Source organism: Klebsiella sp. CN_Kp113 (assembly GCF_040064585.1).
Taxonomy (GTDB): domain Bacteria; phylum Pseudomonadota; class Gammaproteobacteria; order Enterobacterales; family Enterobacteriaceae; genus Klebsiella; species Klebsiella michiganensis.
On sequence record NZ_JBEAID010000045.1, the window covers coordinates 20,109 to 34,734 of the forward strand.

Annotated in this window: 10 protein-coding genes; all 10 read right to left on the reverse strand. The window is 53.0% G+C overall.

The genetic code is table 11. The annotated features are described in order from the left end of the window. Positions 1-21: 21 nt before the first annotated feature. Positions 22-1,362 carry an anaerobic C4-dicarboxylate transporter DcuB gene (gene dcuB / locus ABLV30_RS25345; protein WP_064378463.1) on the reverse strand — a complete coding sequence of 447 codons (1,341 nt, stop codon included), beginning with the start codon at positions 1,360-1,362 and terminating at the stop codon, positions 22-24. A 396-nt stretch (positions 1,363-1,758) separates the two neighbouring features. Continuing rightward, positions 1,759-5,982, reverse strand: coding sequence for a DNA-directed RNA polymerase subunit beta' (gene rpoC, locus ABLV30_RS25350; protein WP_004097649.1), 4,224 nt, complete (start codon positions 5,980-5,982; stop codon positions 1,759-1,761). Positions 5,983-6,058: 76 nt separating this feature from the next. Continuing rightward, the gene (gene rpoB / locus ABLV30_RS25355; RefSeq protein ID WP_004097647.1) at positions 6,059-10,087 is read right to left on the reverse strand and encodes a DNA-directed RNA polymerase subunit beta; all 4,029 of its coding nucleotides are present in this window, start codon (positions 10,085-10,087) and stop codon (positions 6,059-6,061) included. Positions 10,088-10,412: 325 nt separating this feature from the next. Then, complete coding sequence (gene rplL / locus ABLV30_RS25360; RefSeq protein WP_004097645.1) at positions 10,413-10,778, reverse strand: 50S ribosomal protein L7/L12; 366 nt, start codon at positions 10,776-10,778, stop codon at positions 10,413-10,415. Positions 10,779-10,844: 66 nt separating this feature from the next. Further along, positions 10,845-11,342, reverse strand: a complete 498-nt coding sequence (rplJ, locus tag ABLV30_RS25365; protein ID WP_004097644.1) for a 50S ribosomal protein L10 — start codon at positions 11,340-11,342, stop codon at positions 10,845-10,847. A gap of 415 nt (positions 11,343-11,757) precedes the next feature. Beyond that, positions 11,758-12,462, reverse strand: a complete 705-nt coding sequence (rplA, locus tag ABLV30_RS25370) for a 50S ribosomal protein L1 (RefSeq protein ID WP_004097642.1) — start codon at positions 12,460-12,462, stop codon at positions 11,758-11,760. Between the two features lie 3 nt (positions 12,463-12,465). Beyond that, complete coding sequence (gene rplK / locus ABLV30_RS25375; RefSeq protein WP_004097640.1) at positions 12,466-12,894, reverse strand: 50S ribosomal protein L11; 429 nt, start codon at positions 12,892-12,894, stop codon at positions 12,466-12,468. A 153-nt stretch (positions 12,895-13,047) separates the two neighbouring features. Next, a complete protein-coding gene (gene nusG, locus ABLV30_RS25380) occupies positions 13,048-13,593 on the reverse strand; it encodes a transcription termination/antitermination protein NusG (protein ID WP_002438628.1) in 546 nt (181 codons plus the stop codon). 1 nt (position 13,594) lies between these two features. Further along, positions 13,595-13,978 (reverse strand): preprotein translocase subunit SecE, encoded by a 384-nt coding sequence (gene secE, locus ABLV30_RS25385; RefSeq protein WP_004097638.1) that lies wholly within the window; start codon positions 13,976-13,978, stop codon positions 13,595-13,597. Between the two features lie 232 nt (positions 13,979-14,210). Then, positions 14,211-14,626 (reverse strand): EF-Tu/IF-2/RF-3 family GTPase (locus ABLV30_RS25390; protein ID WP_341272706.1); only part of this gene is annotated, 416 nt, incomplete at its 5' end.

The window sequence follows — 14,626 nt, forward strand, 5'->3', positions numbered from 1 at the left end:
GCTACCGGCGCCCGTATCCTCTTAAAGAAATCCGTACATCGCCGCAAATACCCAGCCAAAGACGCAAGAGACGCTGACACCGATGAGCCCTGGCAGAATAAAGCTATGGTTAATCACAAAGCGGCCGATATGCGTGGTACCTGAGCGGTCGAACTGAATCGCCGCCAGATCGCTTGGGTAGGTCGGCAGAATGTAATAGCCGTAGCAGGCGGGCGCGGAAGCGACGATGTAGGCCGGATCGACGCCGATCGCCAACGCCACCGGAACGATCGCCGCCAGCGCAGCCGCCTGGGAGTTGACAAACTTCGATACCAGCAGCAGAACGATAGCGTAGGCCCACGGGTACTCCTTCACCATCTCCCCGAGCACGCCTTTAATCTCGGTCATGTGCGCGCCGAACATCGTTTCCGCCATCCACGCGATGCCGTACACGGCAACGATAGCGATCATCCCGGAACGGAACACCTCATTTTTGGAGATCGAAGCCGGATTCGTTTTCGTAATGATGATGATGAGCGCCCCGGAGAGCAGCATAAACATCTGGATCACCAGCACCATCGACAGCGGCTTACCGTCGAATGCCGGACGCAGTTCGGAGAAGGCGCCGAGCAGGGCGACAACCGCGATTGAGGCCAGAAAAATCCACATCGCAATCCAGTTGCTGGTCGGAAGCTTTCTATCCAGCAGCGTGGCCGTGTCCCCGTACACGTAGTGACGGTTTTCCGGTACCGCAATAAAGGCCTGGAAGGTTTCGTCTTTATCGAGGTCTTTGCCGCGAAACCAGCTGAAGATACCAATGGCCAGAATCCCCAGCAGCGTGGACGGAATGGTTATCGCCAGCAGGTCGAGAAATTCAAGGTGCTTGCCGTTAAAGGTAAAGTTGCCAAGCATTGCCACCAGCGAGACAACCGCCACGGAAACCGGGCTGGCGATAATCCCCATCTGCGCGCCGATCGAGCTGGCGGCCATGGGTCGCTCCGGACGGATGTTATTTTTGATAGCGACATCATAAATAATCGGCAGAATGGTATATACCACGTGCCCCGTGCCGCAAAGAATCGTCAGCGTACAGGTGACGAATGGCGCGACGATCGAGACATATTTCGGGTTTCGCCGCAGGAGTTTCTCGGCAATCTGCAGCATCACGTCTAAACCACCAGAAGCCTGCAGCGTCGCCGATGCCGCCACGACGGCGATAATGACCAGCATGACATCGACGGGCGGTTTTCCAGGCTTCAGGTGAAAAACAAAGACCAGGATAACTAGCCCAATGCCGCCTAAAAGACCGAGCGCAATGCCGCCCTTTCTCGCACCATAGAACAAACACATTAAGATAATGATAAGTTGTATAGCAAATTCCATACATCCCCCAGAAGCTATCCATTAAATAACGACAATACTCTCCGCTTTGTTTTTATTAGTTCACCTCCTCCATCGCCTTTTAACAGGCGTAACAATCCCCTCGGCTGCGGTAAACCGAAAAGAACCGGGAAAGTAATCACATGATTATTTTAGTTTTTTGACTATATAGCGTTTGCGGTGCTTATTTTTTGACACGCGTAGAATTTTCACCCTTTCATTGAAGATGAAAAACAGTCATGGAAATAAATCATTATAGGAGTGGTTTATATTTGCTAATTAATTGCAGCTATTACATCAATAAAATGTAATAAAAAAGTAGACGGAATAAACTGGCAGGCAATAAAAAAGCCAGTCAGGTGACCTGACTGGCTTTTTGAGCGTTTAGCGAATCAACGATTAATCGTTGTCAGAACCGCCCAGACCCGCGTTCAGCAGTTCTGCCAGGTTAGCAGAAGCTTCTTCCACGCTGACCTGCGGCGCTGCTGGCAGTTCGCCCGCTGCGCGACGGCGCATACGATCCTGGTGGTACGCATAACCGGTACCGGCCGGGATCAGACGACCCACGATAACGTTCTCTTTCAGGCCACGCAGTTCGTCGCGTTTACCCGCAACGGCTGCTTCGGTCAGGACACGGGTGGTCTCCTGGAACGATGCGGCAGAGATGAACGATTCGGTTGCCAGGGACGCTTTGGTGATACCCAGCAGATCGCGGGAGAATGTTGCACCCACTTTGCCGTTCGCTTCCAGATCGCGGTTAGCAATCTTAACGCGAGAGTATTCAACCTGTTCGCCTTCCAGGAAGTCGGAGCTACCGGCGCTTTCGATGGTCGCTTTACGCAGCATCTGACGAACGATAACTTCGATGTGCTTATCGTTAATCTTAACGCCCTGCAGACGGTATACGTCCTGAACTTCGTTAACGATGTAACGAGTCACAGCATGCACGCCACGCAGACGCAGAATGTCGTGCGGCGCTTCCGGACCGTCGGAAACCACGTCACCACGTTCTACGCGTTCACCTTCGAACACGTTGAGCTGACGCCACTTAGGAATCATCTCTTCGTACGGATCGCTACCGTCTACCGGGGTGATAACCAGACGACGTTTCCCTTTGGTTTCTTTGCCGAAGGAAATGATGCCGCTGATTTCAGCCAGGATTGCCGGCTCTTTCGGACGACGCGCTTCGAACAGGTCGGCAACGCGCGGCAGACCACCGGTGATGTCCTTGGTACCGCCGGATTCCTGCGGTACACGCGCCAGGGTGTCACCAGAACTGATCTGGACGCCATCTTCCAGCTGAACAATCGCTTTACCCGGCAGGAAGTACTGCGCAGGCATATCGGTGCCAGGGATCAGAACGTCATTGCCCTGAGCATCAACGATTTTCAGCGCCGGACGCAGATCTTTACCGCCAGTGGTACGCTCTGCAGAATCCAGAACCACCAGAGAAGACAGACCGGTCAGCTCGTCGGTCTGACGAGTAATGGTCTGGCCGTCAATCATGTCAGTGAAGCGGACAAAACCACTCACTTCGGTGATAACCGGCATGGTGTGCGGATCCCAGTTTGCTACGGTTTCACCGCCGGCAACCTGCTCGCCATCACCTTTCGCCATAACGGAGCCGTAAGGCACTTTATAGCTCTCTTTGGTACGACCGAATTCGTCGATCAGCTTCAGCTCGGTATTACGGGAAGTAATAACCAGCTTACCGCTGGAGTTCACAACCGACTTCGCATTGCTCAGACGGATGCTACCTTTGTTTTTCACCTGGATGCTGGACTCAGCAGCCGCACGAGATGCCGCACCACCGATGTGGAACGTACGCATCGTCAGCTGTGTACCCGGCTCACCGATGGACTGTGCCGCGATAACGCCGATAGCCTCACCTTTGTTGATGATGTGGCCACGCGCCAGGTCACGACCGTAGCAGTGCGCACATACACCAAAGTCGGTGTCACAGGATACAACGGAACGCACTTTGACGGAGTCAACGGAGTTCTCTTCCAGCAGATCGCACCAGTGCTCGTGCAGCAGCGTGTTGCGTGGAACCAGAATGTCCGCCGTACCCGGCTTCAGAACGTCTTCAGCGGTCACACGACCCAGTACGCGATCGCGCAGCGGCTCTTTAACATCGCCACCCTCGATAACCGGGGTCATGGTGATGCCTTCCAGGGTGCCACAGTCGTCTTCAGTCACGACCAGGTCCTGCGCAACGTCAACCAGACGACGAGTCAGGTAACCGGAGTTCGCCGTTTTCAGTGCGGTATCCGCCAGACCTTTACGCGCACCGTGCGTGGAGATGAAGTACTGGAGTACGTTCAGACCTTCACGGAAGTTCGCGGTGATTGGCGTTTCGATGATGGAGCCATCCGGCTTCGCCATCAGACCACGCATACCGGCAAGCTGACGAATCTGTGCAGCAGAACCACGCGCACCGGAGTCGGCCATCATGTAAATGCTGTTGAAGGAGACCTGCTGCTCTTCTTCGCCGTTACGGTTAATAACGGTTTCAGTTTGCAGGTTGTCCATCATCGCTTTGGATACACGATCGTTCGCCGCGGCCCAGATATCGATAACTTTGTTGTAGCGTTCGCCAGCGGTAACCAGACCCGACTGGAACTGCTCCTGAATCTCAGCAACTTCCGCTTCCGCTTCGCTGATGATCTCGTATTTTTTCTCCGGGATGACCATGTCATCGATACCAACGGATGCACCTGAGCGCGCTGCATAAGCAAAGCCGGTGTACATCGTCTGGTCCGCAAAAATAACGGTCGGTTTCAGGCCCAGAATACGGTAGCAGGTATTCAGCATCTTAGAGATGGCTTTCTTGCCCAGCGCCTGGTTGACGATGGAGAAAGGCAGACCTTTCGGTACGATCATCCACAGAATGGCGCGACCAACGGTCGTATCTTTCAGGCTGGTTTTCGCAACGAACTCGCCGTTTTCATCTTTTTCGTATTCGGTGATACGCACTTTAACGCGCGCATGCAGAGAGGCCAGGCCAGCGCGATAAATACGCTCAGCTTCTTTCGGGCCAGTCAGCACCATGCCTTCGCCTTTGGCGTTAACACAGTCACGGGTCATGTAGTACAGACCCAGTACAACGTCCTGAGACGGAACGATGATTGGTTCGCCGTTCGCCGGAGACAGGATGTTGTTGGTAGACATCATCAGCGCACGCGCTTCGAGCTGGGCTTCCAGCGTCAGCGGTACGTGAACAGCCATCTGGTCACCATCGAAGTCGGCGTTGTATGCCGCACAAACCAGCGGGTGCAGCTGAATAGCTTTACCTTCGATCAGTACCGGCTCAAATGCCTGGATACCCAGACGGTGCAGGGTTGGTGCACGGTTCAGCAGTACCGGGTGTTCGCGGATCACTTCGTCCAGGATATCCCAAACGACAGCTTCTTCACGCTCAACCATTTTCTTAGCGGCTTTAATGGTGGTGGCGAGGCCACGCAGTTCCAGCTTGCCGTAGATGAACGGTTTGAACAGCTCCAGCGCCATTTTCTTCGGCAGACCGCACTGATGCAGACGCAGGTATGGACCTACGGTGATTACAGAACGACCGGAGTAGTCAACGCGCTTACCGAGCAGGTTCTGACGGAAACGCCCCTGCTTACCTTTGATCATATCGGCCAAAGATTTCAGAGGACGTTTGTTAGAACCGGTGATCGCACGACCGCGACGACCGTTATCCAGCAGGGCGTCGACCGCTTCCTGCAGCATACGTTTTTCGTTGCGTACGATGATGTCCGGCGCAGCCAGATCCAGCAGACGTTTCAGACGGTTGTTACGGTTAATGACGCGACGATATAGATCGTTCAGGTCAGAAGTCGCGAAACGACCGCCATCCAGCGGAACCAGCGGACGCAGATCTGGCGGCAGAACCGGCAGAACGGTCAGGATCATCCACTCCGGCTTGTTGCCAGACTGGACGAAGGCTTCCAGCAGTTTGATACGCTTGGTCAGCTTCTTACGCTTGGTTTCGGAGTTGGTTTCGTTCAGCTCTTCGCGCAGAGTTTCGCACTCTTGCTCCAGATCCATGCTCTTCAGCAGGGCCTGGATAGCTTCCGCACCCATCTTCGCATCAAATTCGTCACCGAACTCTTCCAGCGCGTCCAGATACTGTTCTTCAGTCAGGATCTGCTGGCGTTCCAGGTTGGTCATACCGCCTTCGATAACCACATAGGATTCGAAGTACAGCACGCGTTCGATATCGCGCAGCGGCATATCGAGCAGCAGGCCGATACGGGACGGCAGAGACTTCAGGAACCAGATGTGGGCGGTCGGAGACGCCAGCTCGATGTGGCCCATACGCTCACGGCGCACTTTAGTCTGGGTCACTTCAACGCCGCACTTCTCACAGATCACACCGCGGTGTTTCAGGCGCTTGTACTTACCGCACAGGCACTCGTAGTCTTTTACTGGCCCGAAAATACGCGCACAGAAAAGGCCGTCACGCTCAGGTTTGAACGTACGGTAGTTAATGGTTTCCGGCTTTTTAACTTCACCAAAAGACCATGAACGGATCATGTCTGGCGATGCCAGAGCAATTTTGATCGCATCAAACTCTTCGGTTTTAGTTTGCGCTTTCAGAAACTTTAATAAGTCTTTCACGGATTTGCTCCCGTCGGAGTTAGCACAATCTGGCGCCGGGTCTTACCCCGGCACCAGTGACCTGTTTGAGCGAGAGTTACTCGTCTTCCAGTTCGATGTTGATGCCCAGCGAGCGAATCTCTTTCAACAGTACGTTGAAGGATTCCGGCATGCCCGGTTCCATCTGATGGTTGCCGTCCACGATGTTCTTATACATCTTAGTACGGCCGTTCACGTCATCAGACTTAACGGTGAGCATTTCCTGCAGGGTGTATGCTGCGCCATATGCTTCCAGCGCCCACACTTCCATCTCCCCGAAGCGCTGACCACCGAACTGCGCCTTACCACCCAGCGGCTGCTGAGTAACCAGGCTGTAAGAACCGGTAGAACGCGCATGCATCTTGTCATCAACCAGGTGGTTCAGTTTCAGCATGTACATGTAGCCAACGGTAACCTGGCGCTCGAATTGCTCACCGGTACGACCGTCGAACAGGGTGATCTGGCCGGAAGTCGGCAGGCCACCAAGCTGTAACAGTTCCTTGATTTCAGACTCTTTCGCACCGTCGAAGACCGGCGTTGCGATCGGCATACCTTTTTTCAGGTTTTCAGCGAGACGCATAACTTCTTCGTCAGTGAAGGTATTCAGATCAACCTTCTGACGCACGTCGGTGCCCAGATCGTAGGCACGCTGGATGAATTCGCGCAGTTTGGCGACTTCCTGCTGCTGTTTCAGCATGGCGTTGATTTTCTCGCCAATACCTTTCGCAGCCATACCCAGGTGAGTTTCCAGGATCTGACCGATGTTCATACGAGACGGTACGCCCAGCGGGTTCAGTACGATGTCAACCGGCGTGCCGTTTTCATCGTAAGGCATATCTTCGATCGGGTTGATCTTAGAGATAACACCCTTGTTACCGTGACGACCTGCCATTTTGTCACCAGGCTGAATCTGACGTTTAACGGCCAGATACACTTTGACAATCTTCAGCACGCCCGGTGCCAGATCGTCGCCCTGAGTGATTTTGCGGCGTTTCGCTTCGAGTTTTTTCTCGAACTCGTGTTTCAGTTCGTCATACTGCTCAGCCAGCTGTTCCAGCTGATTCTGTTTCTCTTCGTCGGTCAGGCCCAGTTCCAGCCAGCGATCGCGCGGCAGCTTATCGAGCTTCTCAGCTTCGATACCGCCGGAGACCAGCACCGCGTAGATACGACCAAACAGGCCAGCTTCGAGGATCTGCAGTTCTTCAGACAGGTCTTTCTTCGCCTGTTTGAGCTGCATCTCTTCGATTTCCAGCGCACGTTTGTCTTTTTCTACGCCGTCGCGGGTAAAGACCTGAACGTCGATAATGGTACCGGAGACACCGTTTGGTACGCGCAGGGAAGAGTCTTTAACGTCAGACGCTTTCTCACCGAAGATCGCACGCAGCAGTTTCTCTTCCGGCGTCAGCTGGGTTTCACCTTTCGGCGTTACCTTACCAACCAGAATATCGCCACCGGTCACTTCCGCGCCGATATAAACGATACCGGATTCATCCAGTTTAGAGAGCGCAGCTTCACCCACGTTCGGGATGTCGGCGGTGATCTCTTCCGGCCCCAGCTTGGTGTCACGAGACACGCACGCCAGTTCCTGAATGTGGATGGTGGTAAAACGGTCTTCCTGGACAACGCGCTCGGAAACGAGGATGGAGTCTTCGAAGTTGTAACCGTTCCACGGCATGAACGCGACGCGCATGTTCTGACCGAGCGCCAGTTCACCGAGGTCGGTAGACGGGCCGTCAGCCAGCACGTCACCGCGCTCAATCGGCTCACCCAGAGAGACACACGGCATCTGGTTGATGCAGGTGTTCTGGTTAGAACGGGTGTACTTGGTCAGGTTATAGATGTCGATACCGGCTTCGCCCGGGTACATCTCGTCTTCGTTAACTTTGATAACGATACGGGAAGCATCCACGTACTGAACGGTACCGCCACGTTTAGCGACCGCAGTTACACCGGAGTCAACGGCAACAGCACGTTCCATACCGGTACCAACCAGCGGCTTATCAGCGCGCAGAGTCGGAACGGCCTGACGTTGCATGTTCGCACCCATCAATGCACGGTTGGCGTCATCGTGTTCCAGGAACGGGATCAGGGACGCACCGACGGATACCACCTGCTGGGTGGATACGTCCATGTAGTCAACCTGGTCGCGGCTGAACAAGCTGGATTCGCCTTTACTACGGCAGGTAACCAGATCTTCTACAAAGTGGCCTTCGTCATCCAGGTTGGAGTTCGCCTGAGCAATAACGTAGTTGCCTTCTTCGATAGCAGACAGGTAATGAATTTCGTCGGTTACAACACCGTCAGTCACTTTACGGTACGGGGTCTCGAGGAAACCGTATTCGTTCGTCTGTGCGTACACGGACAGGGAGTTGATCAGACCGATGTTCGGACCTTCAGGCGTTTCGATTGGACATACGCGACCGTAGTGGGTCGGGTGTACGTCTCGAACTTCAAAGCCTGCGCGTTCACGGGTCAGACCGCCCGGGCCGAGTGCGGAGATACGACGTTTGTGCGTAATCTCAGACAGCGGGTTGTTCTGGTCCATAAACTGAGACAGCTGGCTGGAGCCAAAGAACTCTTTCACTGCCGCAGAAATCGGCTTGGCGTTGATCATATCCTGAGGCATCAGGGTATCCAGATCGCCCAGAGACAGACGCTCTTTCACCGCACGCTCTACGCGGACCAGGCCAACGCGGAACTGGTTTTCCGCCATTTCGCCAACGGAACGGATACGACGGTTGCCGAGGTGGTCGATATCATCGACTTCGCCTTTACCGTTACGGATATCGATGAGCTTCTTCATCACTTCGATGATGTCTTCTTTGCTCAGGATACCGGAACCTTCGATTTCGTCGCGCAGCAGAGAACGGTTGAACTTCATACGACCTACCGCGGACAGATCGTAGCGGTCTTCGGAGAAGAACAGGTTCTCGAACAGGCTTTCAGCCGCTTCACGAGTCGGCGGCTCACCTGGGCGCATCATGCGGTAGATTTCTACCAGCGCGCTCAGACGGTCGTTGGTCGGGTCGACGCGTACAGTCTCAGAGATGTACGGACCGTGATCCAGATCGTTGGTGAACAACGTTTCGATACGCTTATGGCCAGACTGGCTCAGCTTGGCCAGCAGATCCAGGCTCAGCTCCATGTTCGCCGGGCAGATCAGCTCGCCAGTAGATTCATCAACATAGTCTTTAGAGGCAACTTTGCCAGCGATGTACTCAACCGGAACTTCGATATGTTTGATATCGTCTTTTTCCAGCTGGCGAATGTGACGTGCGGTGATGCGACGCCCTTTCTCAACGTACACTTTGCCGTTCGCTTCGATGTCGAAGGAGGCCGTTTCGCCGCGCAGACGCTCCGGTACCAGTTCCATCTGCAGCTTGTTATCGCGAATTTCAAAAACCACTTTCTCGAAGAACAGGTCAAGGATCTGCTCAGTGGTGTAATTCAGCGCGCGCAGGATGATGGTAGCCGGCAGCTTACGACGACGGTCAATACGGACAAACAGGTTGTCTTTCGGGTCGAACTCGAAGTCCAGCCAGGAGCCACGGTAAGGAATGATACGTGCGTTATACAGGACCTTACCGGAAGAGTGGGTCTTACCTTTGTCACTGTCAAAGAAGACGCCCGGGCTACGGTGCAGCTGAGAAACGATAACGCGCTCGGTACCGTTGATAACGAAGGTACCGTTGTCGGTCATGAGCGGAATTTCGCCCATGTAGACTTCTTGTTCTTTAATGTCTTTAACGGTGCCTTCCGGCGCTTCGCGCTCGTAGATCACCAGACGCAGTTTGACGCGCAGCGGTGCCGAATAGGTCACGCCACGGATCTGACATTCTTTAACGTCAAAAACCGGTTCGCCCAGACGGTAGCTGACGTACTGCAGCTCAGAGTTACCGCTGTAGCTTTTAATCGGGAATACGGAACGGAAAGCTGCTTCCAGACCATACTGCCCTTCAGGATCTTGCTCGATGAACTTCTGAAACGAGTCAAGCTGGATAGAAAGGAGATAAGGTATGTCCAGAACCTGCGGACGTTTACCAAAATCCTTACGAATACGTTTTTTCTCGGTATAGGAGTAAACCATAGGGTTCCTCAGCTCGCTGACAAGTCGACCCATCTGCCCACATAAGGCAGTTTTTTATGCAACACTATTTTGTTGACCGGAAAATGGAACACTTTCCGCAATACCTGTTTCTATCACGCTTAAACCATTTCATTGCGATTTACACAGCTCAGGAGCCCTAACCTGTCGCAGTATATTAAGTCGTCTATAGAAACAAGCATTGTCAGGACAACCAGTAGTCAAACAGTGTGAAATTCTACTGGCGCCTTACAGCGCAAAAAGGCTGGTGACTAAAAAGTCACCAGCCATCAGCCTGATTTCTCAGGCTGCAACCGGAAAGGTTGGCTTATTTAACTTCAACTTCAGCGCCAGCTTCTTCCAGAGATTTTTTCAGTGCTTCAGCGTCATCTTTGCTCACGCCTTCTTTCAGAGCGGCCGGAGCAGATTCTACCAGGTCTTTAGCTTCTTTCAGACCCAGGCCAGTTGCGCCACGTACTGCTTTGATAACGGCAACTTTGTTAGCGCCGATACCTTTCAGAATTACGTCGAATTCAGTTTTTTCTTCAGCAGCTTCAACCGGGCCAGCAGCTACAGCTACAGCAGCAGCAGCGGAAACACCGAATTTTTCTTCCATTGCAGAGATCAGCTCAACAACGTCCATTACGGACATAGCGGATACTGCTTCAATGATTTGATCTTTAGTGATAGACATTTAAATTGTTCCTGAATATCAGAATAAGTTTATACGTAAGCGAATGCTTTACAAAGACAACTGCGATTAAGCAGCTTCTTTCGCATCGCGTACAGCAGCCAGAGTGCGAACCAGTTTGCCAGCCGAAGCTTCTTTCATGGTTGCCATCAGGCGTGCAATTGCTTCTTCGTAGGTCGGCAGAGTTGCCAGGCGGTCGATTTGCGACGCCGGGATCAGCTCACCTTCAAAGGCTGCGGCTTTGACCTCAAATTTTGCATTCGCTTTCGCGAACTCTTTGAACAGACGAGCGGCAGCGCCCGGGTGTTCCATAGAGTATGCAATCAGGGTCGGACCAACAAACGTGTCTTTCAGGCACTCGAAAGGAGTACCTTCAACGACGCGGCGCAGCAGGGTGTTACGAACAACACGCATGTATACGCCAGCTTCACGACCTGCTTTACGCAGTTCAGTCATTTTGTCTACAGTCACGCCACGGGAATCCGCAACTACTGCAGACAGCGCGCCTTTGGCTACTTCGCTGACTTCAGCAACAATCGCTTGTTTGTCTTGAAGATTTAAAGCCATTAGCTTTGCTCCTGGATGTTTGCCAGAGCTCATGCTCCGGAACTCACTTCACTCGACTCAAAGAGAAGAGCGTCTTAATACGGTGAGCAGAAACAAGCCAGAGTATCCAAAAATAATCTTAGCGTTCTGTCACCGTCTACGCAGGGCATTAAGTCTCTTGCGAAACACCTGCGGTCTTCGACGGAGGCCTGGATAGGCCAGGCTCCAACGAACAAATCTTGTCTATCCGTCGCTATTCAATCTGTGGCGGCATTGACTGCCTTCGTTCCCACCAGTCACATAGTTAACTATGCTCCTGGCGATTCACTCATTTGTCGCCTTGCCACAGCCTGAATATCTCGGCTATACGTCTGCTATAAGCAGAATACGTGGGGGTAAGATTGTAGACAAATTCACCGCCCACGTAAAGCTAATCTTAGTTCGCAGAAGCGCTCAGACCAGCCTGATCAACCGCAACGCCAGCACCCATGGTGGTGGAGATGCTGATTTTCTTGATGTACACGCCTTTAGCCTGAGTCGGTTTTGCTTTTTTCAGCGCAACCAGCAGAGCTTCCAGGTTTTCTTTCAGTTTATCAGCGTCAAAATCCACTTTACCGATGGTGGTGTGGATGATGCCGTTTTTGTCGTTACGGTAACGAACCTGACCTGCTTTAGCGTTCTTAACCGCTTCAGCGACGTTCGGCGTTACGGTACCCACTTTCGGGTTTGGCATCAGGCCGCGCGGACCCAGAACCTGGCCCAGCTGGCCAACAACGCGCATTGCATCCGGGGAAGCAATAACAACGTCAAAGTTCATTTCGCCTTTTTTGATCTGGTCAGCCAGATCTTCCATACCTACCAGCTCTGCGCCAGCAGCTTTAGCTGCTTCAGCGTTCGGGCCCTGGGCAAATACGGCTACGCGAACTGAACGGCCAGTACCGTGCGGCAGTACGGTCGCGCCGCGGACGTTCTGGTCAGATTTACGCGCGTCGATGCCGAGGTTAACGGCAACATCAACGCTTTCAACGAACTTAGCAGTAGCCAGTTCTTTCAGCAGAGAGATGGCTTCGTTGATGTCGTACTGTTTGGTCGCATCAACTTTGTCACGAATCACGGACATGCGCTTGGTCAGTTTAGCCATTTCTTAGTCCTCCACTACCAGGCCCATGGAACGTGCAGTACCTTCAATGGAGCGAGTCATCGCTTCAATGTCGGAACCAGTCATGTCGGCAGCTTTGGTCTGCGCGATTTCCTGCAGCTGAGCGCGGGAAATTTTACCTACTTTGTCTTTGTTCGGTTTACCGGAACCAGACTTGATACCAGCCGCTTTTTTCAGCAGAACTGCTGCCGGCGGAGTTTTGGTAACGAAGGTGAAAGAACGGTCAGCGTAAACGGTAATAACAACCGGGATCGGCAGACCTTTTTCCAGGGATTCAGTTTTTGCGTTGAACGCTTTGCAGAATTCCATGATGTTCACACCCTGCTGACCCAGTGCTGGACCAACCGGCGGACTCGGGTTTGCCATACCAGCTGCAACCTGCAGCTTGACATAGGCTTGTACTTTCTTAGCCATGTAAATTTCCTCGTTTGGGTGTAGCGCCTAAAAAGGCTCCCCGTGATAAATATCGCTTTATGGGAATCAGACCCATAAAAACAAAAGGCGCGAAATTGTATGTCAATTCCGCGCCTCATGCAACGATTAAAACGTTGCTTTTTTGATCGGCTGTTAGGCTTTTTCTACCTGAGCGAAGTCCAGCTCAACCGGCGTTGCACGACCGAAGATAGAAACGGACACTTTCAGACGAGACTTCTCGTAGTCCACTTCTTCAACCACACCGTTAAAGTCGGCAAATGGACCGTCGCTAACGCGAACCATTTCACCCGGCTCAAACAGCGTTTTCGGCCGCGGCTTATCGCCAACCTGCTGCAGACGGTTCATGATCGCGTCGACTTCTTTGTCGCTGATCGGTGCCGGACGGTCAGATGTACCGCCAATGAAACCCATCACACGCGGTACGCTGCGCACCAGGTGCCAGCTCGCGTCGTTCATCACCATCTGGACCAGCACGTAGCCCGGGAAGAATTTGCGTTCGCTTTTACGACGCTGGCCGCCGCGGATTTCGACCACTTCTTCGGTCGGCACCATGACTTCGCCAAACAACTCTTCCATATTGTGTAATTTGATATGTTCACGCAACGAGGTAGCTACGCGACCTTCAAAACCGGAAAACGCCTGAACGACGTACCAGCGTTTTTTAGGAGCTTCAGACATCTCAGAACCTCAGGCCAGTGATAAAGGATACCAGGCGAACCAGAATACCATCCAGTCCCCACAGGATCAGTGACATTACGGCAGTCACTGCGGCAACAATCAGCGTGGTATGCAACGTTTCCTGGCGAGTCGGCCAGATCACCTTGCGGACTTCGGTTCTCGCTTCACGAGCGAAGGCGACTGTCGCCTTACCTTTTGTCGTTAACAGCGCGACACCGCCCGCTGCAGCGATCAGAATCACTACAGCCAGCGCACGCACTGCCAGCATAATGTCACGATAAAGGAAGTTGCCGACGATGGCCACAACCAGCAGCACGACTACGATTGTCCACTTCATCGCTTCGAGGCCGCGCCCGCTCCCTTGAGCTTCGGTATTCGCACTCATAAACCAACCTGTCACAAGAATTCAGACAAATAACTTCACCCCGCATGAAATGCGAGGCGACCAAACCGAAATGCTCTGCTGCGTTTCGGACTTAACGCCCTCTTCAGAGCCTGTCTCAGCAATGATTATGACCCAAAAAATCACTGATGAGCCAGGTTCTGGTGTGAAAGCGTGCAAAAAGGGCATCAAATGATGCCCTTTTATTGCGCATTGCGTCAAATGTTATCAGCAATTAGCCGAGAACTTTAGCAACCACGCCCGCGCCAACGGTACGGCCACCTTCACGGATTGCGAAACGCAGACCGTCGTCCATCGCGATCGGGTGGATCAGGGTAACAACCATTTTGATGTTGTCGCCCGGCATTACCATCTCTACGCCTTCCGGCAGTTCGATGGTGCCAGTCACGTCAGTTGTACGGAAGTAGAACTGCGGACGGTAGCCTTTGAAGAACGGAGTATGACGGCCGCCTTCGTCTTTGGACAGAATGTACACTTCAGATTCGAACTTGGTGTGCGGCTTGATAGAACCCGGCTTAGCCAGTACCTGACCACGTTCGATTTCTTCACGCTTGATACCACGCAGCAGAACACCGACGTTCTCACCAGCACGGCCTTCGTCCAGCAGTTTGCGGAACATTTCAACGCCAG

Excerpts from the sequence above, each read along its gene's own strand:
- rplA (WP_004097642.1), bottom strand. The coding sequence starts at position 12,462 with ATGGCTAAACTGACCAAGCGCATGTCCGTGATTCGTGACAAAGTTGAT.
- rplK (WP_004097640.1), bottom strand. The coding sequence starts at position 12,894 with ATGGCTAAGAAAGTACAAGCCTATGTCAAGCTGCAGGTTGCAGCTGGT.
- nusG (WP_002438628.1), bottom strand. The coding sequence starts at position 13,593 with ATGTCTGAAGCTCCTAAAAAACGCTGGTACGTCGTTCAGGCGTTTTCC.
- rpoB (WP_004097647.1), bottom strand. The coding sequence starts at position 10,087 with ATGGTTTACTCCTATACCGAGAAAAAACGTATTCGTAAGGATTTTGGT.
- rplJ (WP_004097644.1), bottom strand. The coding sequence starts at position 11,342 with ATGGCTTTAAATCTTCAAGACAAACAAGCGATTGTTGCTGAAGTCAGC.
- rplL (WP_004097645.1), bottom strand. The coding sequence starts at position 10,778 with ATGTCTATCACTAAAGATCAAATCATTGAAGCAGTATCCGCTATGTCC.
- secE (WP_004097638.1), bottom strand. The coding sequence starts at position 13,978 with ATGAGTGCGAATACCGAAGCTCAAGGGAGCGGGCGCGGCCTCGAAGCG.
- dcuB (WP_064378463.1), bottom strand. The coding sequence starts at position 1,362 with ATGGAATTTGCTATACAACTTATCATTATCTTAATGTGTTTGTTCTAT.